The sequence below is a fragment of the Paraburkholderia sp. BR13444 genome (assembly GCF_040948755.1).
GTDB classification, from domain to species: Bacteria; Pseudomonadota; Gammaproteobacteria; order Burkholderiales; family Burkholderiaceae; genus Paraburkholderia; species Paraburkholderia youngii.
The window spans coordinates 488,020-511,427 of sequence record NZ_JBFPKM010000004.1 but is presented as its reverse complement, the minus strand read 5'-3'; the positions used below and the strand labels follow the sequence as shown (position 1 = coordinate 511,427).

Annotated in this window: 15 protein-coding genes and 1 pseudogene; 5 read left to right on the top strand and 11 right to left on the bottom strand. The window is 60.8% G+C overall.

From position 1 onward, the window contains the following. Positions 1-2: 2 nt before the first annotated feature. The 11 genes and pseudogenes from tssA to tssB all read right to left on the bottom strand — a co-directional run bounded on the left by tssA (position 3) and on the right by tssB (position 15,636). Positions 3-1,589: a type VI secretion system protein TssA gene (gene tssA / locus AB3X95_RS14930; RefSeq protein ID WP_368621715.1), complete on the bottom strand. Its 1,587-nt coding sequence runs from the start codon at positions 1,587-1,589 to the stop codon at positions 3-5. After that, positions 1,590-5,174 carry an ImcF-related family protein gene (locus tag AB3X95_RS14925; RefSeq protein ID WP_368621714.1) on the bottom strand — a complete coding sequence of 1,195 codons (3,585 nt, stop codon included), beginning with the start codon at positions 5,172-5,174 and terminating at the stop codon, positions 1,590-1,592. After that, on the bottom strand, positions 5,171-6,142 hold the full coding sequence (locus AB3X95_RS14920) for a hypothetical protein (protein WP_368621713.1): 972 nt from the start codon (positions 6,140-6,142) through the stop codon (positions 5,171-5,173). Before AB3X95_RS14920 ends, AB3X95_RS14925 begins: the two co-directional genes overlap by 4 nt. 274 nt (positions 6,143-6,416) lie before the next feature. Next, positions 6,417-6,674, bottom strand: a complete 258-nt coding sequence (locus tag AB3X95_RS14915; protein WP_368621712.1) for a PAAR domain-containing protein — start codon at positions 6,672-6,674, stop codon at positions 6,417-6,419. Positions 6,675-6,768: 94 nt separating this feature from the next. Next, on the bottom strand, positions 6,769-7,050 hold the full coding sequence (locus AB3X95_RS14910; RefSeq protein WP_368621711.1) for a hypothetical protein: 282 nt from the start codon (positions 7,048-7,050) through the stop codon (positions 6,769-6,771). Next, a complete protein-coding gene (locus AB3X95_RS14905) occupies positions 7,047-7,358 on the bottom strand; it encodes a hypothetical protein (RefSeq protein ID WP_368621710.1) in 312 nt (103 codons plus the stop codon). Before AB3X95_RS14905 ends, AB3X95_RS14910 begins: the two co-directional genes overlap by 4 nt. 641 nt (positions 7,359-7,999) lie before the next feature. Beyond that, entirely contained in the window at positions 8,000-8,446 is a 447-nt protein-coding gene (locus AB3X95_RS14900; RefSeq protein ID WP_368621709.1) for a hypothetical protein, read from the bottom strand. Positions 8,447-8,499: 53 nt separating this feature from the next. Next, positions 8,500-11,046, bottom strand: a complete 2,547-nt coding sequence (locus AB3X95_RS14895) for a glycoside hydrolase family 19 protein (RefSeq protein WP_368621708.1) — start codon at positions 11,044-11,046, stop codon at positions 8,500-8,502. A gap of 8 nt (positions 11,047-11,054) precedes the next feature. Continuing rightward, complete coding sequence (locus tag AB3X95_RS14890) at positions 11,055-13,391, bottom strand: type VI secretion system Vgr family protein (RefSeq protein ID WP_368621707.1); 2,337 nt, start codon at positions 13,389-13,391, stop codon at positions 11,055-11,057. A gap of 101 nt (positions 13,392-13,492) precedes the next feature. Next, positions 13,493-15,050 (bottom strand): annotated as a pseudogene (gene tssC / locus AB3X95_RS14885) (type VI secretion system contractile sheath large subunit). Between the two features lie 73 nt (positions 15,051-15,123). After that, positions 15,124-15,636 (bottom strand): type VI secretion system contractile sheath small subunit, encoded by a 513-nt coding sequence (gene tssB / locus AB3X95_RS14880; RefSeq protein ID WP_176120293.1) that lies wholly within the window; start codon positions 15,634-15,636, stop codon positions 15,124-15,126. 499 nt (positions 15,637-16,135) lie between these two features. Here tssB and tssK point away from each other — a divergent pair, with 499 nt between their 5' ends. From tssK to tssH, 5 genes are all read left to right on the top strand, one after another. Next, positions 16,136-17,485, top strand: coding sequence for a type VI secretion system baseplate subunit TssK (tssK, locus tag AB3X95_RS14875; RefSeq protein ID WP_368621706.1), 1,350 nt, complete (start codon positions 16,136-16,138; stop codon positions 17,483-17,485). Beyond that, positions 17,485-18,216: a DotU family type IV/VI secretion system protein gene (locus AB3X95_RS14870; RefSeq protein ID WP_368621705.1), complete on the top strand. Its 732-nt coding sequence runs from the start codon at positions 17,485-17,487 to the stop codon at positions 18,214-18,216. Before tssK ends, AB3X95_RS14870 begins: the two co-directional genes overlap by 1 nt. After that, a complete protein-coding gene (locus AB3X95_RS14865) occupies positions 18,213-19,967 on the top strand; it encodes an OmpA family protein (RefSeq protein WP_368621704.1) in 1,755 nt (584 codons plus the stop codon). The genes AB3X95_RS14870 and AB3X95_RS14865 overlap by 4 nt, the downstream gene beginning before the upstream one ends. Before the next feature lie 102 nt (positions 19,968-20,069). Beyond that, complete coding sequence (locus AB3X95_RS14860) at positions 20,070-20,555, top strand: Hcp family type VI secretion system effector (protein ID WP_176120289.1); 486 nt, start codon at positions 20,070-20,072, stop codon at positions 20,553-20,555. A 125-nt stretch (positions 20,556-20,680) separates the two neighbouring features. Continuing rightward, on the top strand, positions 20,681-23,404 hold the full coding sequence (gene tssH / locus AB3X95_RS14855) for a type VI secretion system ATPase TssH (RefSeq protein WP_368621703.1): 2,724 nt from the start codon (positions 20,681-20,683) through the stop codon (positions 23,402-23,404). Positions 23,405-23,408: the final 4 nt, after the last annotated feature.

The window sequence follows — 23,408 nt, the reverse complement described above, 5'->3', positions numbered from 1 at the left end:
TATCAGAAGGTCAACGCCCGCGCCGGGTCCAGCACGGTCAGCTCGGCTTGCAGTTCGCCGATGCGGCGCGCGAGCGCGGGCCTATCGGCGTCCTTGCGGTTGCTCAGCGCGTTCAACGCGCGCAGCAACTGCTGCTTCACCTCGAACACGAGCGCGGGTTCCCAGCGCGTGAGTGGCAGCGAGCGTGCGCTCGTGTCGAGTTCGGTGAGCAGTGCGAGTGCCGTGTCCGCGCGACCCGCGTGATCGGCGAGGCGCGCCATCACCAGCCGCTGCAGGTAGCGATGCCGATCGGTGCGAAGGCCGGGCAACCCTTCGAGCCAGGCGAACGCGGCCTCGATGCCACCCTGCCCCGCGAGATCGCGCGCCTGCGCTTCGATCTCGGGCCAGTCGCCGGTCGCTTCGTGGTCGTTGCCGGCCGCTACCGGCAGCGGCGCGATACTCTCGCCCGCCTCGAGATTGCGCACTACCGCGTGGCGTGCGATCCATTCGAGCGATGCGTCGTCGGCGAACGGCGTGCCGTCGTTGAACGCGAGGCGCTCGATGCCAGGCAAGCGTTCGAGAAACAGCGCGAAATCCGCGCGCAACTGTTCACGCCATGCGCTGTAGGGCGCGCTGACGTGATCGAGTGCGACGTGCTGGAAATACTGCAGATCGAACCACAGGTGATTGACGCCCTCCAGGAATGCGCCCTCGACGCGTTCGAGCAGCTCATGCCACTGCTTTTGCAGCACGAGCCGTTTCATCTGCTGACGCAGCTCGCCACGCGGTGGCATCAGACGTGTGCGTGATGCCGCATCGGCGGGCGGCACTTCGTGCAGCGTGTCCCAGCGAACCGTGCGGACCAGCCGCACCGACGATAGGTAACCGTTCTCCTCGTCGCGTAGCCATAGCGCCATTGAGCGGGCCTGATCGAGCAGGTCGCGCGTCGATGCGATCGAGACGTTCGGGCTGCCTGTAAAAGCTGGGCCCGGCGACGCGGGTGAGGTTGCGGAATCGAGCTCCTTGCCACGCGTCGATGCGTCGTTCTGCTCGAAGCGCGCGATCAGCGCGGCGAAATTCGGCCGAGCTGCGTCGGTCCATGTGGCCGTACGCGTGATAAGCAGATCGAGCGCGGCGATCGCGCGTTCGAGGTCGGCCGCCGCGAACTCGCCGCGACTCTCGAGCAGTTCGATGACGCGTGTGGTGGCAAGCATGTCGAGCGCGCCCTTCTTTGCCTCGGCGCGCGCGGGCAGCACATTCTCGCCGAAGCGCTCGACGAGCGACGCCGCGAGTTCGAGCCCATCCGCGAAGCCGGAAGGACCGTCCGCGCGCAGACGTGCAAACGCGTAGTAACCGGCGACACGCAAATCCTTGCCGGTCTCCTTCAGCAACTGCTCGCACGAACGGACGACCAGGCTGTCGTCGATACCGGAGAGTTTTTGCGTTTCCTCGCGCAACTCGAAGAACAGGTCTTCATAGCCCGGGTCGCGGCCGCAGCCGTGCTCGCCGGGTAGCGGCTGCAGCCATGCGCTCCACGCATCGAGACGCGCGCGTACGCGTTGTTCCTCGTCGCGCGACGGGAACAGCGTCTTCAACAAACTTGACAGCATTTATTCGACCTCCGGCAGCGAACCTTGCGGCAAGCCCACGGTCGCGTGCTTCGCCGCGTTGAGCGCCGCGGGCGGCAATGGTGGCGGCGGGTTCGCCTCGGATAGCTTCGGCGCGCTCTTTGGGTTGCCGGTCACGAAGATTCGCGCGGGTAGCTTGAAGTGACGCAGCGAGAGCACTTCGAGCGGGCCCGCGCCCGTCTCGTTGCGCAGCTGCACGCGCAATGGGATGCCCTCGCTCTGGTCGGGCTGCCACGACAGCACATAGCGCGCAGCGTCCTGTTGCGACACCTGCGCGCGTTCGAGTAGACGGATCAGGCCGAAGCGGCCGTGGGCGTCGAGTGCCGAGCGCAGGCCGCCGTGCTCGGTCTGCCATTCGATATGCGACAGGTTTTCGAGCGAATCGCCGGGCCATAGGAATGGCGTCCACTCTTCCTTCTGGTTGAAGTAATGCAGCTCGCGGCCCGACAGCACGAAGCGCGTGTCGGTGACGCCCGGCGTCGGCACCGCGCGCAATTCGTAGCGCACGTGGGCGTCGCCGGACGGGAACAGCACCGTCGATGCGCGCGTCATTTTGTTCAGTCCGTCGAGGAACGTTGGATCGAGCGTCAATGCGCGGCCGTGGCTCGCGCCCTGCGCGGCGATCCAGCGATCGCTCTGGCGTTCGACCACACCCGCCAGTTGCGTCGTCACGAACTGCGTAATCACGCCGTTGTCGGGGCGCATGAAGCGCGCCATTTCCGGCAGCGACGCGTCATTGTCGGAGTCCGCGAACGGATAGCGGCCACCGAACGCGCCGTTCCAGTCAGCGACAATCGCCGTGCGCCAGATCTCGTTGAGGCTCGCCGCGGCCGGCTGCACCAGCACCTGCCACGTTTGATCGAGCGGCGCCTGGAACAGCCCACCGAAGCCGGCCCACCGTTCGCCGAGACTCGCGGCAAGGCGGCTCGCGTAATCGCGGCTGTCGGCGATGTCCGAGGTCTTGCCCTGCAGCACCGCCTGCGCGGCAATGCGCGACATCGCGTCGGTGTCGGGACTCGACACGATCTGTTCGATCTTCAGACGCATCGCTGTCACGCGTTCGAGATAGCGCGCGACGCTGAGATCACCGGTCGCGGCCAGTTGCGCGGTGGAGTTCGCGTTCGCCCGCGTGGCGCCGGACGCGAGATCGTTGCCGGCAAGCCGCAGGATCGGCCCGAACGCGACCGTGAGCGGTGCAAGCGGCGGCTGCGTTTGCTTCGACGGATTTTCTTGGTCTGCGCGGACCAGTTGCTGCGCTTTGCTGACCAGCGTGTCCGACAGCGATTGCGTGCGCGCGCCCGTGCCCGCCTGATAGACGATCGCGTTCATCAGCATCACGAGCGGCGAGCGCTGTGGGTCGCCGAGCAGCGCCAGCTGATCGGCGGTCGCGGACAGCGTCGGTGCCGATTGCCAGCGCAGGCTGTTCAGGAACAGCCCCCAGGCGCGCGCGTAATCGTCGAAATAGCGCTGACGCAGCCCGGCTTTCAGCGACGACGGCGGCTCGGTTTTATTCTCGACGTCCGACAGCACCCAGTCACCCGCGATCTTGCTCTGCTCGCTCGCGTCGTCGATCGCTTTTGCGATGCGTTCCTCCCACGCCGGGCGCGTGAAGACGCCGGGGACCGTGGCCGTCGTGCTGAACAGACCGTGGCTCGATGTGTCGCCGAGCAGCGTCGCGAGTGACACGGGCGGATACTTGGCTTTGGCGTCGTCGAGGATCTGCTGATAGACCGCGTCGGTCGAGTTCTGGATGCCGCGCACGCCGATGATCGTTTGGCGCGTCGCCGAGATGAGTCCGTTGTTATCGACGATCGCGAGCGACGAGCCGCTTGTCGATGCACGACGGCCTAGATGATTCGCGAAGAAGGTGATGATGTGCTGACGCAGGTCTTCCCATGCGCCCGCCGACAGCGGCGAGTTGGCGGGACGCGTGGGAGCGGACGTCGCGGTGAGCTGTGGTGCGAGGAAGGCAGCGGCCGCGCGCTCGGGCCTGGCGAGCATCATGTAGGTCTTCAGCGTTTCGTAGGCGGCCTGCACTTCGGCACTGCCGCCGCTTGCAATCTCGGCGTCTGTCAGTGAGGCAAGCTGACGCAGACGCGCCTCCAGCTTCTCGCGGATCGGGCCGACCAGGATGCGACCCGCGGCGTTTTCATAGCTGGGCCATAGGGCGTTTAGTAGCGCGGTGTCGCGGTTCAGGCCGAAACGCGCGAGGTGTGGGGCGCCGTCAAGCTGGTGGGATTCGAGTGTGTCGATCTGCTTGTCGAGTGTGTCGAGCGTTTGCATCGATCGGCTTGGGTCGTGTGCTTCCGCGAGCTTCGTTAGAGTGTCGGCGGCGGTTTGGATCGTCCCGCGGTTCGTGAGACCCGAGATCATCGTGCCGGTGATCCATAGTGCGATCGCCGCGGTGGCGGTCCACGCGGCCGTGGTCGATAGCGAGAAGCCGATGCGGTGGCCGTGGAGCTTGCGACTGTGGTCGGCTATTGTTTCCCAGAGGGTGCAGTGTTGGGAGGCGATGTGCTCCGCCTCGGGGTATTCGTGTGCGTTCTCTTTGTCGTCGTCCGGGGTCGCGGGCGGGGCTAGTTCGCGCTCCTTGAAGAGCGGCGCGAACAGAAGGCCGTGGACGGCCTGGCGCCAGTAACGTGAATGCGCGGTCTGCGCGACCAGTCCCGACAACGCGTTGGAAAACCGTTCGATATGTTGCGATAACTCCGCGGGATAGCGATCGTGTTTGTCGTCGGCGAGGCGAAGGACGCCGGCGTCCGCGAGCTGGCGGGTGAGGTTTTGTAGCGAGTCGTCGATGTGGGGGGCATGCACGCGGGCGTTTGACCACGTTAGGCCGATCGCTTCGTCGTCGCTCTTCGGTTCGGTGCTGAAGTCCGTTACGTTGAGCAGATAGGCAGGCGCGGACCAGCGCAGTGCACGCGCGTGGCGCGCGAGGCGTTGGGCGAGCGCTTCGGCGTCAAAGGGGGAGTTGGCTGAGCTGCGGTTGCGGGTTATCGCGACGATCGCGTCGATCGGCCGACGGCGGCGCAGGCGGCGGATTTGGGTGAGCCAGGTGGTGTCGAGGGTCGTGCTGGTGTGGGCTGCGTAGAGCAGGACTGTGTTGCCGGTGATGGCGTAGCCGGTTTCCGCCAAGCCGGGGGCGAGGCGTTTTACCAGGGGGAGGTCGCCGGTTAGCAGGAGCCAGCGGTCGCGGTAGCGCCAGTGGCGGCCGTGGCGGTCGTGGAGCGCTTCGCGCAACGCGACAATTTTTTCCGAGGCCGGGAAAAGCGCTAATGCCGGGTCTTCGCTTTTGCCTCGTGCTTGCTTCTTTTTCGAGTCGTAGCGGGCGAACCACTGCGTCGCGCGCATCGATGCGATCCAGAGCACGACTGCCTCGAAGTGCTTCACGAGCATCAGCGCGATGAGCATGCCCGAGAACAGGCACAACTCGATAATGATTCGTGTCTCTTGCGTCCATCCGCGCGTCAGCCCTTCTATCCAGACGGTCAGACCCAGAGCAACGAATAGAATGCAAATGCCGATGCCTATAAAAAGGGCTACGGGTTCAGACTTGCGTTCATTCATGCTTGTTTTCTGCACACGAGAGTTATCAGGTCACGGTCTGCCTGCGTAAGAACGAGTTGCGGATCGCCGGTTCGCGCGGCGAATTCTGCTGCGAGTGCGGTGGCTAACCATCCCCCCGCCTCTCCGCAATCCCCAACGGTGGTTCTCAGGTCAATCCGGGATTTCTTTCCGTCGAATGTGGGCGATGACCTGATTGCGACCTCCATTTCCGGCGAAATTCCGTGAGTCCAGAAGGCGCCAACATTCGTCGACGCGGTTTCTCCCCAACGCATCGCGTTTTCGAGCGTCTCGCCTATGGTATGGACCTGACCACGTGCGGGACGATGTAACAGCAATGCACTGGCTTCCGACTTCTTCTCAGCGATGTCTGGATGTCCCAGCAGTAGTGCGACACCCGCCTCCGCAGCACCGTCCTGCAAGCGCTCGCTTACAGCTTCGCGCAATTGAACCGCCACCAGCAGATGAACGACATCTGGCCTCATGCTGTCGAGTAGCGCATCGATACGGAACACCGAGGACGGCTCTGTCGACGGTTTTGCGATCATTCGCAAACCTGGGAACTTGCCGATGAGGAGTTTCTCGAGTCTGTCGGAGACGTCGATGCTGCTGAGGGCGCAGTACGAAACTGCTTCAAAATGAAGCGTTGTACCGGCAGAAAGAGCTGCGAACTGCGGAGACAGATCTTCGATCAACTGGGCCAGAAGCCAGTTGCAGACCACACGATGGCGAGAGTATTCCGTGAGTTCGTTTCCGGAATGGACCTCCTGATTCGGGATTTCTATCCAGCGAGCGTCAACATCGGTATTCGGCTTGGCTCCGCTTGTCCGAGTTTTCAACCTAGGGCTGCCATCGACAACGCCCTGGACATCATTCTCATCGCGATTAGCCGAGAAACGCCAGGTATGACCTATCAGCGCGAGTGGCAGGCTGGCAAGGGCGTGGCATCTTTCCATCTCGCAGTCGCTCACGTGATTCACCGCTAGTGCTTCGCTGCGTCGCGCATGTAGATAACCAAGACGGAGGCACAGCAAAAATGTCCATGAAAGCATCGGATAGCCGACTAGACATAACCAAAACCAGATCGGATTGGGTGGTCCGCCTTGCGGCCAAAGAAGGAGAGTTAGTGCCGCACCAAAACAAAGGAGGACGACTAGAAGTGCAGTCCAAACCAGTTTTGATAGTTGCGGAGGCGCAGGTACTGCCATCCGCGGCGGCACGCGAGCGAAGTCGATTGGCATTCGTTTATCTGACTGTCGCGCCGTCCGAAAGGGCAATGAGGACGCTTCCGCACTGAGTCTTGTCTCCATCACGTGAAAGCGGTGTGCCAGCATCCTTGATGCTGCCGCTTCCCTCCACGATTGCGTTGTCGCCGTGAATTGGACAGGAGACGAGATCTCCGACGCAGGCCGCGCGGCGCCCCTTGACTTTGATTCGGTCCGAGCCGGTTAGGATTTTTCCTCCATGAGTCGTGCTGTCGCCTTCGTATGCTAATTTCTTCATTCGATGTTCCTACTCAAGTAATGCCTTGTTAATTCTGCGAGTTGGTATCGTCGATCTATCACGTGCAGAAAGCGCGTGAACAACATGGGCCGGATCATCGTGCTTTACGGTAGCCCCATTCGACGAACTGACGCCTTACCGCTGATGCATTCCTATATTTGTAACTTACTGGTTTCCCTTCACGGGTACCGTCGAAGCCAGCGCCAAAGCGTTCCGCCAGTACCCTGTCCTGCTTCAACTTCGGCAATGAGCCGACCTTTTCGATCTGTTCGTCGTAGACAAACACCTGATAAATGCTTCCGCCGGTCCCCACGGACGGACCATCAGCAGCCCATGTCACTATGATGAAAAGCTTCCTCGGTTCCTTCTCACTCACAAACACACTATTGATTTCCGGTTGACTCCGCCCTCTGCTTCATACAGATCAACCAAAACACTCCCTGTTTCTGTAACACCTGTCAGATATGCCCGCACTCTGTTTCCATCCTGGTTCGGCTCTGCACGAAATCCTATCCGCGTTCCATCATTAAAAAATGGAATGGGGTAGTTCATCTGTTCGACTACGTTCGATATACCTGGCAAGGGAAAAACTAGAAACAGACCCAGAATGAACGCGCGGACAAACGTTGCTAAAACATAACCTCGACAAGTGATATCACCCTTCTCCCGGCCTTCGAACTCCATTCGCACCACCTAGTTATCTATTCCGTCGACCGGCTCGACTGTTCTTATCCCTCTGAATGCTCGAGGATCGGCTGGTACGCTCCGTCGTCGCAAATATGGTTGGAAACCGTCTTTCCATCCCTCTTAATATAGATTCCGCGTGGAAAGCCCTGGTATAGAACGTACCGATAGCGCCCCGCGTTAAACTTTAGATGCGTAAAATTCATGCCTCCTTCGTGGATATCACTTATTGAGAACCATTGTTTAGAAGGAAGTGGTTTTTTCGGGAATTCCATTTCCATATTATCCGCCCTTCCATATCGATACTGAACATATCCGTTGTCGGGCAGACATTTCCTGATGCGCAGACCGACATTATCTTTCCAATGACCCGACAACTGAAATACACCTCCTCATGAGGATAACAAAGCGCAACCTCGTCAGCCCTCAAATCCATGCCAAAGAACATTAATCCCGCAACGAGAAATGCATTCACCAGAAAAATCAGATTACAGCGCATCGTCATTTGAAATTTCCAATATCCAGATTTTATTGAAATTAACAATACGCTCCGCGCAACTATAGGCATAAAGATCAATAATCCCGACCGACCAAGGAATCCACCTGCACGGCAATCTTTCCCTGCGATTTGTTGTGCCCACCTAATGAAAATCCACATCTGAAGGAGGGGTCTGATTTATTCCATCAAATATCTTGTTGGAAAAACTTTTGTATCTTGAATCCTGGCATTTATTATCAAAAATAATCCTCCCGCCCTTCGATACATACACCCCACCAGGCCAAACCGAAGACACAACGTAGGTATACATCTCATTTGAAAACTTTAGATGCAAGCCGCGAATACTCCCCTCCGCGACGTCGGAAATTTCAAATAATCTATTCGGCGAAACGTCTTTTTCTGGATACACGAAGACATCGCCTTTTCTTCCGTATCTATATTTTACGTAGCCTCGATTCGGGCTGGTATTGTTCTTTGCACAAACAGAAATTATGTTCCCATTATTCAGCGGACAACTAAAGTATACATCCTCACCTTCATCACAAAGGGTAGTCTCATCATGCGAAGGGGAAAGCAATTCATTTGCCACAGAAATTTTCATAAAAATGAATAGACTTATGAGAAGTATTTTTCGCATCAACATTATTTCAACCCTCCCCAGGAGTGAATTAAGTCGAAATTGTTTCGACGAGCCACAACATCCTCCATTTTTTCCGCACTTATTGGATGCCCGCGAACATGACTAAAGAGCCCTGGGTTTATCACTTTTGTTATATTATCAACATCATCATCCGATGCGCCTTGATCAGCGATTTCATACATTCTATTGTTTATCCAATAGGCGGCAGCTGATCTTGTTGCGTATTTCGGCTGCCCAACCAATTGGAAATCCTCCAGAAAATCAAAACCGCCCTCACTAGGCCAAGCCTGTGAATTTTTTGCGTGCCATTCAGTAAATTCTCGATATTGCGTTCGGCCCGTTATCTGTATCAGACCTCTCCCACGGTATTTCCAACCATCTCCGCTCGAAACGTCTTTATTTCCATTCCGGTTGGCATAGACTCGGTTTGCAATTTCCTCCTGATTGGCTGGATGACTATTGGTTCGCCCGTAGCATTCCGCCTCTCCCGGATGACGCTGGAAGTAGCCAAATCTCTGCAATAATCTTGACGGCGGATAGTTTAGACTTTCACCGTTATGAACGAACAATGACGGACCGGCTTCTCTCAGTATTTGCGCAAAAAAATGCTCCCGCCTCAGCGAGGTGTCCAGTTTGAATAAATCGATACTATTGTTTAATTCATCTATAACCACTTCCAACGTTGCGGCGTCCGCGCTTGGAAAGATATGACGCATCATTTCCCGCGTGAATTGGAAGCCTCCTCGGAAAAAATTCCCCACCAACCCAATCGGATGAATATGAAACACATTCGACGCAGGGAAGTCAGTAAGCCCGGCCTTGACCGCATCCCACCAGACCAGCTTCTCGATCCGCTTCTGCTCCTCGACGTGCTCCGGCTTCGGCCCCGTGCGCTGCTCAATGGCAGCAATCAACTGCTTCCACTTGTCCGGATTCGCCCACTCGCTCTCGTGCTGAATAATCAGCCTCGACATGCGCAGCGCCGTCCATGGGTCGCTCGATGCGTTACGCAGGTCATCGGCCGCCTGCGCACGGTCACCAGCCAGATTCAGCGCCTGATAAATCGATGTCATTAGCGGACTGAGCTTGCCCAGCGAGCCCGCGTCCGCCACGTCTGCACCGATCGAATAGTCGACAAACCCGTTCGTCGTCGCAAACATCGTATGCGTCGGCTCATGCTCGTCGGCCAGCGTCTTGAAGTCCACCCATTTCTGGGCAAACTCCCGCGTTACCGTCCCGCCCGCAAAGCTCTGTTGCCGCACCCAGCCATCAATCGGCTGGTGGCGGACATCCGCGCTGTCAATCTTCCACCAGTGACGCTTCTCGCCATCGCTCCCAGCCACTGTCTCGACGTACTGACGATCCGCACTTCCCTTCGCAAGCGCAGCTAGCGGAAAGACTTCGATTACGCCAGTTCGTTTGGCTTGCGCCCCTTCCTCACCGTGCTGCTTGTACAAGGTCGTCCCACTGTCGATCCGCTGAATCGTTGGCTCGCTGGGAAGGACCAACTGCTGCCACGCCCTGACATGAGCGCCGTTCTGCCTGATCCAGGCACGACCCGCGTCGATGAATGGCTTGACGCTGTCGTCACAAAAGACCTCGATGTGCACCATCCGCCGGCCAGAAGTCTGCTGGGATAACGAATCGTAGCGCCCAAGATGGCCGATCAGTTCTCCTGCCTTCACGGGGACCACTTCGGACGGGCTAGACAACACCACTACCCGGTCCAGTGAAGAATCTGGCATCACCTCCTTGACGACCGGACCTCCGTGCTCTGCCCCAAGAAAGATCCATCCGTCCACTGCCGGATGAGCGACGCCACCTGCGATCCCCGGATAGGGCGATACACCGCTCGCATCTTTAATCTGCCCCCAGTCGCCCTCGCGTTTTCCAACGCTAACCTTCGCCCCGTGCGGGAGGATGCAGAGCACCTCGCCATGCGGCTTTGATGCCCGGACTCGCAGCCCCCGCTGATCGGCGGGCGCCGACTGGCCACCTGAACCGATTGGGGGACGGTCCTGCGCGTAGGTGGTCACCTCGAAGCGCGTCGCCCAGTACTTCGGCCTGGGAAGATGCGCGTCGTTCTCGTAGTCCGCGAAGTCCTGCAGATGTGCGTACAGGCTGTAAAAGGTCAGTTTCCTGTCTTTGGGAAACTCCATTGAATGACGCACCAACGCGAAACCCGTGCTGTACGGTGCACTGATCGCAGGCTGCCCGTTTCGCGCAGGAATTTCATTTACCGGGTAGACACGATCGATACGCCATGCCACCACTTCGCCATCCGCAATACAACGCACTCCGCCCTTCAGATCCAGCGACGCGCCGGCGCCCGTCTCGGTCACATGTATTCCGCCGTGCCACATGCCTGTGCCACTGACCGCGTAGGCGCCCGAAGGCTCCCGCCTCAACAGTTGGTGAAACTCATGCTCATCTATAAAGTCTGCAGGCGGCCCATCCGTGCCTTGGGCCTTCTTGCGAAACGGATACGCAAAAGCAAGCAGTTTCACGGGCGTGCTGGGTGGATTCGACGGCGGAGTCATATTTGCCATGATTGTGCTTATTCAGAAAACCCGAATTTCATGTTTCCTTCGACGTCTTGAAGAGGAGCACCAGGCCAGCGCGGAAAGGTGAAATTGCCCTGCGCGGGGCCTTCGACATCTAGACCGCCCTTGACCTGGACTTCGCCTGGGCTCGCGATCTCGATCTTCCCGTTTGCGATCTTTAGATACGCGCCTGCCCCATCACCCAGCGTGATGCCCTTCGACCCAGTAATGATCACTTCGCCTGTTGACGAGCTGACAGCCACGTTGGTAAGCGCCATCAATTCCAGCGCATCACCCTGAGCTTGAATCTGGACTTTTCCCTTTGCCGCGAACAGCCGGATGCCGAGCTTCGCGGCAAACAACGAAATCGCCTCCCCCGCCGCCGCAGTGATCCTCTTGAGCACGCCAAGGTCGATTCCTTCACCTGCTGTAACGAACATTTGCTTAGCCGCGGCCAACTGCATGTGCTCGCCACTCACTAGACCGATACCTTCAGGTGCGCTCGCCACGATCACCGGCTTCCGCAGTTTTGCGAGTTTCTGCTCGACGAGCGAACGTTGCTGATCGACTTCGGCCAGAAACGCCTGCGCGGCTCTTGCGGAACGATTGAGAGAGCGCAGGACTTGCTCCGCTTGCTGGAGCGTTGCGTCGGCGTTAGGCATCGTGAGCTGCTCGCCCGTAGCACCGGGCTGTGCTTCGGCGCTAAGCAACACGCCTTTCGCCGCCCGGGCTGACAGATACCCATCTGTCCTCAGCTCGGCGCCGTGACCCCGCTCCCTCCTCTCCCCATCAACCATATGCCCCAGATTGAGTTCACTAGCCTGAAACGGCGTAGCCAGATGGACATGCTCAACCCCTTCCTTATCCTCCATCCGCAACTCATTCTGCGCAGCCGTCCGGACGATATTGCGAGTGTTGTTGAGGTTATTGACGAGGTCCGGATGCAAACTGTCGTGCATCGCCCCGATGATCACCGGCCGATCCGGATCCCCGGCGGTAAACACGATCGCCACTTCCGCCCCATCGATCAACGGAAAGTGATGCCCGTAATCATCTCCGCTATACGGCTTCGCAAACCGCACCGGCCGGCTCGTTCCACCCGGACTCCACTGGTCGAGATCGAACGGCAGCACGATCACATACCAACCTTGCTCGGTCAGATACGCATACTTATAGTTGCCGGGCGACGTAACCCGCGCCGGCAAGATCCCATCGATGGCAGGCCGAGAAATCGACGTCATCGAAGTTCGCCACACGCGATCGGACGGGATCCCCTCGAATGTCACCTGATACGCTTGATCCCGAGCGCCCCGTGACTTCACTGAAGTCACGAAGATTCCGTGCCTCGCATCGGCTGGATTCGGATGGATCGACATGACCTCACCCGCCTCGAGCCAGAACGGATTTCCCGTGCCGGTAAAAGCAACCTGAGCGGCCAGATGCGCCTCATGCCGCAACCGGGCAATTCGCTGCCCCTCTTCAGGTGTTTCGTAGTGCTCGCCCCAGTGGTAGTCGACCGCGTTCGTGGTGCTGTCGCCGCGTACTGTGTTCTCCTCGACAAGCAACGACACATCCGCCTGGCGATGGTTATAGTCGTGCAGCCGCACCGATTCGGTCACCCGCCGCGTTCGCCGTTCGAACGAGGTGATCGCATCCGTGCCGACACTCTCGAGCCCCGAATCGCGCCGCAACGACACCGTTCGCTGCTTGCGTGCGTACGCATCGAGATCGTCGCCGAACACGATCATCGCGCGGTCTTTCTTCTGCTCCCACCGGAACCACATCCCTTCCCGCGCGCACAACCTCTGAATAAATCTGAAGGTCGTCTCGTGATACTGCGTGACGTACTCATGCCGCTTGTACTGCCCACGCAACTGAAACACGAAGTCGACCCCGCTGCGATACCCGTAGTGGCGCAACGCATCGGTAATGATTTCCTCGACCGACTGTTTTTGAAACAGCCTGCTCGTTACACCGCGATCGAGATCGGCGAGTTTCGGTTCCAGTACGACCCGATAGCGCGTTTCATCATCCGACGCGTCGAACTCGTCGAACTGCGTCACGATGCCGTGAATCGTGTGCGCGGGTGGCCTTGCGCTGAACTGCTCGGCGTTCTCGCCAAACATCTTGCGCAGATAGTCGATATGCGGGTCCCCCGGTTCAATGGCGAACCGCGCCGGACGTCCCAGCACCTGATCCATCGGAATACCCGCTACCGGGCTTGTGAATTCGATCTCGTACTTGTACAACTGGCTGACCTGATCGACACCAGTGAATCTCAAGACGGAGAATGGCGCCGGGTGCGGAGCCAGCTTTAATTCATAAGCCTGCAACGGCGATACCATCGACATGAAATTCCTCTTGAATGCGCAAGTGTCAAGACGTGGCCGGAGGCAACCGCTAACGACTGCTCCGGCAACTTCCCCGCAAACTCTTGCAGGAAAACTCCCGCTCAGTTCTTCGCCTTCGGCATCTGCGACACCAGTGACAGACCGATATCCATGCCCTCGACCTGGAAGTGCGGAATGATGAAGAGCTTGATGCGGAAGAAGCCCGGGTTGTCGTCTATGTCTTCGACCGTTACCTTCGCTTCACGCAGCGGGTGCGACGCCTGCAACTCATCGCCCGGGTCCTTCATCTCGGTCACGAGACCCTTGATCCAGTTGTTCAGCTCGATTTCCAGCAGCCGTCGATCCTTGGTCGTCCCAATGTTTTCTCGCTGGATCAGCTTCAGGTAGTGCGCGATGCGCGATAGCAGGAAGATGTACGGCAACCGCGCGTTGATGCGGCTATTGGCGGTCGCTTCCCTGGTCTCGTACAGCGCCGGCTTCTGCGTCGAATTCGCCGAGAAGAAACACGCGAAGTCGTGGTTCTTGTAGAACGACAACGGAAATGAAGCCGAGATTCGCAAACTCGAACTCGCGCGTTTCCGGAATCAGCACTTCGGTCGGGATTTTCGGCTGCACGCCAGTGCCGAGGTCATACAGGTGGACCGGCAGGTCCTCGACTTTGCCGCCCGCCTGCGGACCACGAATCTGCACGCACCAGCCGTTGTTCACGAAACTGCGAGTCATGTTCGCCGCAAACGCGAACGACGCGTTGACCCACAGGTAGCGGTCGTGGTCCGGGCCCTTCACCGCTTCCTCGTAGTTAAACGCGCGCACTGGTGTTGTATCTTTGCCGTAGGGCAGACGACCGAGCACGCGCGGCATCGTCAAGCCGACGTAGCGTGCGTCGTCGGTCTCGCGGAAGTTCTTCCACTTGATGAACTCGGCACGCTCGAAGTAGTTGCCGATGTCCTGGATCGCCGCAACTTCTTCCATCGACTTCTTGCCGAAGAACGCTGCGCCGACCGAGCCGATGAACGGCATGTGCGCCGCCGCCGCGACCTTCGAGATATTGCGCAACAACGCCACGTCCTGCGGCGAATTCGCAAACTCGAAGTCACTGATCACCGCGCTGATCGGCTGGCCGCCCGGCGTGTCGTATTCCTCGATGTACGTGAGGCGATACAGACCGCTCTGGATCAGCTCGGGCGTGTCTTCGAAGTCGCGTTGCAGTGTATCTTTCGACACATCGAGCACCTCGATACGCGCGTTCTTGCGGAAATCCGTGCGCGACGCAAGCATCTTCAGACCGCGCCAGCGGCCTTCGAGCGCCTGGAACTCGGGTGTGTGCAGCACCGCATCGAGCTGGCGGCTGATCTGGCGATCGAGCTGGCCGATATGAAAATCGAGCAGCGATTTGTCGAGGCGCTCGAGCGGCTGGCTCGCTTGCGCAACCAGTTCGAGAAACGCGCCGATGCCGCGCGTGATGCGCTCCTCGGCCGACGCCTCGGACAGCATGTCGTTGTCGCGGAACGCCTCGAGCGGGCGCGCCTCGGAAACGGGTTTCAGGTTGATCTTGTTGCACAGCGACGCGTAGACGCTGTCGCCGGCGAAGGACGCGTCCTGAGCGGCATCAAGCACAACGGTCTGGGTCGCGCCCTGACGCGATTCATTCTGTTCCATTTGTATTCCTGTCTGCGTTTTTTCAGCGATGTAGTTGCGCAATGCTGTGAAGGCCGTCTTCGCCCCTCCCCGCTCAGGCATGGCCTTCCGGCCGGGTCGCGGCCGTCGCGATCTGCGCGAGCTCGCCGCGCAGCCTGTCCGACAGACGCTTGTCCTTCAGGACCTTTTCGAATTCGCGGCGGAACATGCCGTTGTCGAGCAGATTCGACTTCAGGTCGCGCAGCAGATTGCGCATCGCCAGCAGCACCTGCAATTCGGGAATCTGACGCGCCACCTGCTCCGGCTCGAAGTCCTTCATCGAGCGGAACGCGAGCTGGACCGGCAGCTCGGAACCGTCACCGGCGAGCGTGTTCTCGGCGGCGATCTTCAGGTCCGGCGCGTAATCGGCCAACACGGCGTCGAAGTTGTTCTTGTCGATGTTGACCTTCTTGCGCTCGGCCAGCGGCGCCTGCTCGCGTCCCGCGCTGAAATCACCGGCGACCAGCAGCTTCAGAGGCAGCTCGACCTTCTTCTGGGCGCCGCCCGTGTGCAGGTCCAACGTGATTGAGACGCGACTCTTCGGTATTTCGCGCTGAAAGCTGTCCATACGTATTCCCCATGTAGTCCGATTTACCCTTCTTCAAGGCTTCGACGTGCGCGGCTTTTAACTGCACCGATATTAAAGCAGTTTTATTGTCGCGGCGTCAAATCCTATTGATAACTCAAAAACCGACAAAATGTGAAAAATAGTGAAGCAATGCAAATTCGGAGTTATCTGACTACGGTTCCGCTGTCAGCCCATATACTTCGTTGTCCACTTTCCGCGAAGAACCGTTGACCTGAGCGCGACTCAGCGGATTCAGCGCGATCGAACATTTGCCCGAATTTGTTAATTTATCTCGCATAGTTTTTAACACCGTCTCAATTAAATATCGCTTCCCCAGGATAAATGCATCCCATATCTCAATATAAAAATGCTTGAACTTTTGTGATATTTTTAATTTCCCTCGAAATAAAGGTATACGACTTCCAAATACGACGTATAGAATCCGCAGTCCCGGAGTAATCCGGATTAAATGACCAACACGCGAGAGACCAAAACAGCTATGCGGATCGACAAACCGCTCTGGCACGAGGGCCTCATCCTCACGCAGCAGCACTTCCAGCAGCAGGAACGCTGGGCCGGTTTCGCGCTACAGCAGTTCGCTATCTGCGCGCTCGCCGAGCCGTGGGGCACACTTGGCGTCGAGGTCGACGAAGAAGCATTGGCGACGGGCCGTCTGAAGCTCACGAGGCTCAAGTTGCGCTTCGCGGACGGCACACCGATCGACACCGCGCTTAGCGACACTCTGCCCGCCGCGCGCGATCTGACAAAAGGCATGCCCGCCAACCTGCAAAGTGTCGTCGTGCTCGCGGCGCTCGCGTTGCCGGATGCGAACGGCAATAACTGCCGGTTCGACGAAACGTCGCTTGCGCGTCCACGCCGCGCGTATCGCGAGTTCGTCAAGGTCGTGGACCTGAACGGCGGCAGCGAAACCGAGATAGCGTCCGAGCGCCACGCAGTGCGCTTGCTGTTCGACTTCGAATCGCATGCCGACGACACGGTCTGCGCGATCGCACGGCTCACGCGCACTACCAGCGGCCAGTTCCAGGTCGATCACCGTTTCGTGCCGCCGTGCCTGACGCTCGGTAGCCACCCGCTGCACCTCGAGCGCATCAATCGTCTGGCCGATATCCTGCAGGCGAAGAGCGCCGCGCTCGGAGCGCGTCGCAACGAACGGCTCGAGCAGGTCGCCGAATATGGCGTCGCCGACGTGCAGCTGTTCTGGCTTTTGCACTGCATTCACGCGGCGTGGCCACAGTTGCGGCTCTATGCGACGCATCCGCGCCGCTCGCCCGAGCAGCTGTATACGACGCTCGCGCAACTCGTCGGCGCATTGATCACGTTCTCGACGCGCGCGCAGCTCACCGACATTCCCGCCTACGACCACGCGCGCGCCGACGAGGTGTTCACGAAGCTCGAGGCCACGATCCGCGAATTGCTCGACACGATCATTCCGTCGCGCGTCGTGTCGATCGACCTCACGCGCAAGAGTGCGACCACGTGGGCGGGACAGTTCCTCGAAGAGCGCATCGTCGAAGGCGCGGTCGACTGGTATCTGTCGGTCCGCGCGCCGATGCCGGCGTTCGAGCTCGCCGAGCAGTTCCCGCGCCTGTGCAAGATCGGCGCGCCCGACGACGTCGAGCACATCATCAATTCGGCGCTGCCCGGCATTCCACTCAAGGCGGTAGCACGCGTGCCGTCCGCGATTCCGGTGCGCCTCGACAATCAATACTTCGCGCTCGATGCAGCGAACGCGGCGCACGCGAAAATGCTCGCCGCGCGCGCTTGCCAGATCTATCTGCCGGCGTCGGTGCCCGACGCATCGCTCGAACTTTACGCGGTACTGCGCTGATGAACGCCCTGCCCCGAAACGCCACCGAAGCGGCGTTGCTCGATAGCATTGCCGGCGCGCCCCGGGTCACGCGTGAAGGCATTCGCGATCTGCTGCGAGACACCGCGCTGCTCGTCACGACGCTCACACCCGGCGGCCACGTGGAACACGCAACCGACTTCCGCAATCGTTGCGGATCGCTGATCGCGAACTTCTCGACTGCCCTCGAGCGGCGCGGCTATGCGGACGAAGTACGCCGCGAAGCGTTGCTCGCGCAATGCGGGCTGCTCGATGAAGTCGCGCTGCGCTGTCTGCCGGCAGAGAGCCGAGCGGCGTGGGAACTCAAACCGCTGCAAGTCGAGCTGTTCAACCTGCACGACGCGGGCGAGCGCGTGTTCGAACGGCTCGAGGCTCGCATGCGCGAAGCGTCGCCGCACGTCGACCTGCTCGAATGCTACGCGGCGATTCTGAGCCTCGGCTTCATCGGCCGGTTTGCGCGCGACGGCGAAGCGGAGCGCACGGCGTTGACGACCTCGCTGCATGCGCAGTTGGAGAAACTTCGCCCGGCGCCCGCAAGTACCTTCATTGCCGATCGCCCCGGTCGCCGCTTGTCCGACTGGTTCTACCGGCTCTCGCCATGGGCAATCGCGGGGCTCGCATGCGGTGCCGCCGCCATCGTCTGGCTGGTGTGGTCGACCGCGCTCGACGTACAGCTAGCGCAACTCGTGCAAACGAAGGTCACGCGGCCGTGACGTCCGATCTGCGCATCCTGCCCGCGACGCCGGCGCGTACGCCCAAGCGTGCGTACGAGGGGCTTGGTTATCCATTGCGCGCGATGCTCGCGTTCGCGGCCGTGCTGGCACTCGGGGTGATCTGGCTAGTGCTGCCGGGCGGACGTGGCGTTGCTCCGGCGCTGACGACGGTCGTCGCCTTGCTCGTGGGCGTACTCGTCGGACGGCGCACGCTGTGGCTGTCCCGCGCGCACGAATGCAGTGCGCAAGTGTTGGCCGCGCTCGGCGCCGCGACCGCCGAGATTCCGCCGAAGCTGCGAATCTGTATGCCGCTCGTGCTCCTCACCGGCGACGGTCTGCCGGCTCTGTTCGATCGCAACGACGAAGAGCGCTTCGCGTACGTGGGCGACGGCGCTATCTGGTTGCGCGTCGATGATCCGCAGCAGTTGCCGCGTTTGGCGGTCGCGCTCAGGCAGTGGCGCGACGGACGCGCGCCCGATGGCGTCGTGCTGTCGGTGGCGCCCGCGCTGCATGTCGGAACCGACATGCTCACCCAGAAGCTGCGCGTCGCGCGCCATTGCGTCGCCGATGCCGCCCGCACGCTAGGCACGAGCCTGCCCGGCTATGTCGCGGTCTATCAGCGGCTGACCACGAGCCCGCCCGGTCTGTCGGTGCCTGCGTGGCACGGGGTGTCGTCGGCGAAGCGAATCGTCGATGCCGAGCGTTTCGAACTCATGGTCCGCGCGGCCGAAGCCGAGACTCGGCGCCTGCCTGGCGACGCGGGCATTAGCGCGGCTGACACCACTGCCACAGGTGCCGCTCGCGCGGCGGCGCTCGCGTCGCTCGTCGGCTGGACGCAGCGCGTCGTGATCGGCACGTTGACCGACCGGATGCAGCCCGCCGCGCCGTGGGAATTGTTCGGAGCCGGTTGGATCGATTGCGGTCCGGCAAGCGATTCGACCGATCCATGGGAACGCGACGTGCAGAGGCAAACCTGTGTGACACGCGCCACCGTCGGCGCATCGCCGCTGCCGTGGCCACTACCGCAACCGCTGATCGAAGCAACCCCGCGGCGCTACTGGATGTCGCCGCGCCGCATCGCCGGCGCGCATGCGCTCACGCTGCTCGCCTGCGCGGCGGCCGTCGCAACGTGGTCCGCCGCGAAAAACAACGAAGCGCTGCTCGATCGCATCGGCGCCGATCTCGGCCGTTATTCGAGGATTCCGGCCGCGCACGATAACGCGAAACGCGACGCACTGCACGCGCTCGTCGTCGATCGCGATCAGCTCGACCGTTACGCGCGCATCGGTGTGCCGTTGCGACTGGCGTTCGGCATGTATCGCGGTGCGCGGTTGCTGTCGGCGCTCGACACCGCGATCGCATCGTACGTGCCGCCGCCTCCGCCGCCGGCGGTCGTCACGCTCGACAGCATGTCGCTATTCGACAGCGGCCGCGCTGAGCTGAAGCCTGGCTCGACTCGGGCCATGGTCGGTGCGCTCGAAATGATCAAGGCGCATCCGGACAAGCGGATTCTGGTCGCCGGGCACACCGACAACGTCGGCAATCCGCAGAGCAATCTGAAGTTGTCCACGGCACGCGCGCAAGCCGTGCGCGACTGGCTGATCGACGTGTCGGGCACCGCGCCGACGCAGTTTGCGATTCAGGGCTACGGGGATACGCGGCCGATCGCGAGCAACGCGTCGGACGACGGACGCGCGAAGAACCGGCGTGTCGAAATCACGCTCGTGCCGGACGCTCGCACCACCCAATAACAACTACAGTCTTTCGCCCCCGAAGCATCGCGCTTCGGGATTCAGAAGCTCGGGGGCTGCTCCGGGCGATTTTCGCAGTAGAAAAATCAAGGAGTGGAAGGTATGGCAATTCCGGCCTACATGTGGCTCAAGGACGACGGCGGCGCTGATATCAAGGGTTCGGTGACGGTGCAAGGCCGCGAAGGCAGCGTCGAACTCGTCGCGTTCGATCACGGCGTGCATATCCCGACCGACGGCAACACCGGCAAGCTTACCGGCACCCGCGTGCACAAACCCATCACGCTGACCAAGGAAACCGACTCGTCGACGCCGTACTTGTACAAGGCGGTCACGAGCGGTCAGACGCTGAAGTCCGTCGAGATCAGGTGGTACAAGATCGACGACGCCGGCAAGGAAAAGGAATACTTCAACACGAAGCTCGACAACGTGAAGATCGTCGCAGTCAAGCCCAGGATGTTCGACATCAAGAACCCCGACTACGAGAAGCACAACCACCTCGAAGACGTCGAACTGCGCTACGAGACGATCACGTGGTCGTACAAGGACGGCAACATCATCCACAAGGATACCTGGAACGAGCGTTCCTGATTTGCGCGTAATTCGCGAAACCAGCGCGTCGACGCGCCGTTACCGGTTCGCGTGCCGGGCTGGTCCTTTTTCATCGGCGAGTGCATAGCGCGCTTGCCGCCTGCATCCTTGACCGGACTGCCGACATGACCTTGTGCGACGACCGAAGAAGCGCCTTTTGGGACACCACTCAACTGCTGCGCCGACTGAACCCACACTGCGCGCAGGCGCTCGAAGCGGCCGCGAGCCTTTGCCAGACGCGGCTGGCTGACGAGATCACGGTCGAGCACTGGCTGCTGAAGCTGATCGAAGCGGGCGACGGCGACATCCCCGCTGTCCTGCGGCATTGCACGATCGATATCGACGCGCTATGGGATGCGCTGCTCGGCGCCATCGATCGTCTGCCGCGCAATCTGCGCGGCAAGCCCGCGCTGTCGCCGCAACTTGCGGCACTGCTTGCGGATGCATGGCTTCACGCGTCGTCGGGAAGCGAAGACGCGCGAATCCGCTCCGGGAATCTGCTGCAGGCGATCGTCGATGGGCCCCATATACTGCGCGCGCAGCGTGCGTGGCCATTGCTTGCCGTCAGCAGCGCGCAGATCGAGCGTTTGCTGCCGCGAATTGCGCATCGGTCGTGTGAAAGTGGCTTCGAAATCGGAAGCGAAAGCGAAGACGACGAACGGCAACCCGAACGGCCGCAACCTTCGGCGACCGCCTCGGCGCCGAACATCGTCTCTCGCACAAAGGAGACCACGCCCGCCAGCGCCGACGCCCTCGCCCGCTTCGCGCTCGACCTGACCGACAAGGCGCGTCGCGGCGACATCGATCCGGTATTCGGGCGCGACCGCGAGATCCAGCAGATGGTCGACGTGCTCGCGCGCCGTCGCAAGAACAATCCGATCCTCGTCGGCGAGCCGGGTGTCGGCAAGACCGCGCTCGTCGAAGGGCTCGCGTTGCGAGTCGTCGAAGGAAGCGTGCCGAACGTGATCCGCGACGTGCGCATCCTCACGCTCGATCTCGGCTTGCTGCAAGCGGGCGCCGGCGTGAAAGGCGAATTCGAGCAACGCCTGAAGAACGTGATCGACGAGGTGCAGGCTTCGCCCGTGCCGATCCTGCTGTTCATCGACGAAGCTCACACGCTGATCGGCGCCGGCAACGCCGCGGGCGGCGCCGACGCCGCGAACCTGCTGAAGCCCGCGCTCGCGCGCGGCGAATTGCGCATGATCGCGGCGACCACGTGGTCCGAATACAAGCAGTTCTTCGAGCGCGACGCCGCACTGGAACGCCGCTTCCAGATCATCAAAGTCGACGAACCCGACGACGACGCGGCCTGCCTGATGCTACGCGGCCTGAAAGCCCGCTACGCGCAGTTCCATCAAGTGCACATTCGCGACGAAGCACTGGTCGCCGCAGTCAAGCTGTCGCGTCGCTACATACCAGCACGGCGGTTGCCGGACAAGGCCGTCGATCTGATCGACACCGCCGCCGCACGCGTGCGCATGGGCCTCGACGCACCGCCGGCCGAGTGGCAACGCGCGCGTGCCGTGGTCGCCGCGCTGGCGCTCGAACACGCGACGCTCGCAGACGACGAGCGCGCCGGCATCGACGACGGCGAAGCACGCCGCGGCGCGCTGGACGCCGCGCTCGCGAACGCGAAGACCGAACTCGCGGCGCTGCAAACACGTTACGAACAGGAACTCGAACTCGTCCAGGCGCTGCACCGCCAACGCGACAGCGACGCTGTCACGCGCGATCCCACCGCGTTCGCGCAAGCACGTCGCGCACTGACGACCGCCCAAGGCAAGGCCCCGTTGATCTTCGCGGACGTCGACGCCCAGGCGATCGCACGCGTCGTCGCCGAGTGGACCGGCGTGCCCGTTGGCAGCCTCGTCGAAGACGAACTGCAAAGCCTGCTGACGCTGGAAACGCAGCTCGCTACACGCGTCGTCGCGCAGCACGATGCGCTCGCCGCCCTGTCCGAAAGCCTGCGCACCGCCAAGGCGGGGCTCAAGAATGAACATGCGCCGCTCGGCGTGTTTCTGCTTGCTGGACCATCGGGCGTCGGCAAGACCGAAACTGCGCTCGCGCTCGCCGACCTGCTGTTCGGCGGCGAAGCCGCGCTGGTGACGATCAATATGTCCGAGTATCAGGAGTCGCACACGGTCTCGCAATTGAAGGGCTCGCCGCCCGGCTACGTCGGCTATGGACGCGGCGGCATTCTGACCGAGGCGGTGCGGCAGCGTCCGTATTGCGTCGTGCTGCTGGACGAAGTCGAAAAAGCGCACGGCGACGTGCTCGATATGTTTTATCAGGTGTTCGATCGCGGCATGATGCGCGACGGCGAGGGCCGCGAGATCGACTTTCGCAACTGCGTGGTCCTGATGACGTCCAATCTCGGCAGCGCGCAAATCGATGAAACGACCGCGGAAAATCCCGGCGTCTCGCACCACGAGCTGCTCGACGCGATTCATCCGCAACTCGTCGGCCACTTTCAACCGGCGCTGCTCGCGCGCTTCCAGACGCTCGTGTATCGCCCTCTCGATGCGAGCGCGCTGGCCTCGATCGTGCGTCTGAAGCTCACTAAAATCGCGCAGCGTCTACACCGCCAGCACGGCGTCGAACTGAACTGCGACGAAGCGCTGATCGATGCGATGGCCGAGCTGTGTCTCACGCGCGAATCGGGCGCGCGCAATATCGATGCGTTTCTGAATCAGCGCATTCTGCCGACGGTGTCGCGCGAACTGCTCGCGCGCATGGCATGCGGAATAGCGCCCTCCAGGATCTTGCTGACCAGTTCCCCCGAAGGCAATCTGACGATCGAAATTGTCGATCGCGACGAAGCCGTCGCTGAACATTCAGCGCACGGTTGACGGT